General features: G+C 65.0%; 1 protein-coding gene. It reads right to left on the bottom strand.

Annotation, left to right across the window (positions count from 1 at the left end; translation table 11 throughout):
• Positions 1–63: 63 nt before the first annotated feature.
• On the bottom strand, positions 64–1,359 hold the full coding sequence (locus RTN46_RS15350; protein ID WP_312182667.1) for an extracellular solute-binding protein: 1,296 nt from the start codon (positions 1,357–1,359) through the stop codon (positions 64–66).
• Between the last annotated feature and the right edge of the window lie 352 nt (positions 1,360–1,711).

The following is a 1,711-nucleotide window of genomic DNA, read 5'->3' as shown; positions in this document are numbered from 1 at the left end:
CCCGTCCGGCGGCGCCTGGCGCCGCCGCACGGGGATCTGTGGCTGGCTGGGGCCGGTCCGGCGCTAGCCCAAAGCCTTGACGGCGGTGACGAACTTCTCCCAGGAGGAGCCGGCGTCGTCGGTCTTGTCCACGTCAACCCGGGTCAGGGCCTGCTGCATGGCGTCATTGATCGGGAAGTACTTCGGACCCTTGTACGGGGTCACGGTGACCGCGTCGGCACGGTCGGCGAAGATCTCCCCGATCGGTGCGTCGTTGAAGAACGGGTTCGTTGCCTGCAGCAGCGTGTCCGAGGTCAGGGCATCGGTCTGGCTGGGGAAGGTGCCCTTGGCTTCGAAGGCCTTGATCTGCTGTTCCGGCGCGGTGAGCCACTGGGCCAGCTTGATCGCTGCTTCCTGGTTGGCCCCCTGGGCCGGAACGGTCAGGTAGGACCCGCCCCAGTTGCCGCCGCCGCCGGGAAAGACATTGGCGACGTCCCAGCCGTCAACACCTTCGGCTTCGCCCTCGATGATGCCGAGCATCCAGCCCGGGCAGAGCTGCGTGGCGAAGGCTCCGTTCTGGAATCCCGCGTAGTAATCGTCCGTCCACAGGCTCAGGTGGGCGGAAAGGTCCTTGTCCACGGAGGCTTCGAGGACTTTCTTGTAGGTGTCGGAGACATCAGGGTTTTCGGTCGCGACGACAGTGCCGTCCTTCTCCTCATATGTGGTTTCGACCTGGTTGATCATGCCCTGGTATGTGGCCATGGCCGAGTCGAACCAGGCGGCGTCGGAAGCAGCTGTGAACTTCTCCCCGACGGCGAAGTAGTTGTCCCAGTCGCCGGTGAGCAGCTCAGCGACCTCTTCCCGGTCCGTGGGGAGGCCGGCGGCTTCGAACAGGTCAGCGCGGTAACAGACGGCCTCGGGGCCGGCATCCGTACCGTAGCCAATCAGCTGGCCCTCGGGCGTGGTGGCCGGATCAACCTTCCAGTCGAACCAGCGGTTTTCGACGTCGGGGCTGGCCAGATCGGTGAACTGGTCCGGGTACTGCATCAGTTCCGCAAGCCAGTCCATTTCGATGGCCTCGACGTCGGAGAGCCCGGATCCGGCCGCAAGCTTGGTGGTCAGGTTGTCGCGGGCACTGTTGGCCGTGGCTGCCTTGTTATGGACAATCTTGACGTTGTTCGCTGCCTCGTATTCCTTGAAGAGATCCTCGTAGCCGAATTCGTTAAACGTGCCGATGGAGATGGTGACCGGCCCTCCGCCGTCCTCCGCTCCGGCGTCGCTGCTCCCGCCGCACGCCGCGAGACCAAGCGCCCCGACCGCCGCACAGGCGGCGAAGAGCTGTCCCCTTCGGATGGAACGGGATTTCCCTGACGTACCCATGGTGACTCCTTTGTCGAGCGGCGGGGTGGGTCCTGACGGCCAGGGCCCACTGGGAGTGTTGAGTTTCGGAAGCGCTATGGGAGCGCTCCCATGAGACTTGCTCCATCGTGATGTGACGGAAGACACAAGTCAAGTGGGAGCGCTCCCATAGTTGCGGCAGGCCGGCATGCCCAGACCATCGGTGCAGGTCAGAGCGCCATAAAGGTGCTCCTCGTTATGTAATCGTTACCCGGTTTAGTCGGCCGTGCCGGGCTCCGGCGCCGGTGGCTGGGGCTTCGGCAGCCGGGGTGCTTCCGATCCCGTGCTGTTCCTCCCCGGGCTGCCGCTTCCAGGGGTGCCGCCCTCCGGGGTG

It is taken from the genome of Arthrobacter sp., from assembly GCF_031988865.1.
In the GTDB taxonomy this organism is placed as follows: domain Bacteria; phylum Actinomycetota; class Actinomycetes; order Actinomycetales; family Micrococcaceae; genus Arthrobacter_B.
This window is presented reverse-complemented; position numbering and strand designations above follow the sequence as displayed.

What these genes read in the sequence shown, in the direction of transcription:
- RTN46_RS15350 (WP_312182667.1), bottom strand. Translation starts at nt 1,359, where the DNA reads ATGGGTACGTCAGGGAAATCCCGTTCCATCCGAAGGGGACAGCTCTTC.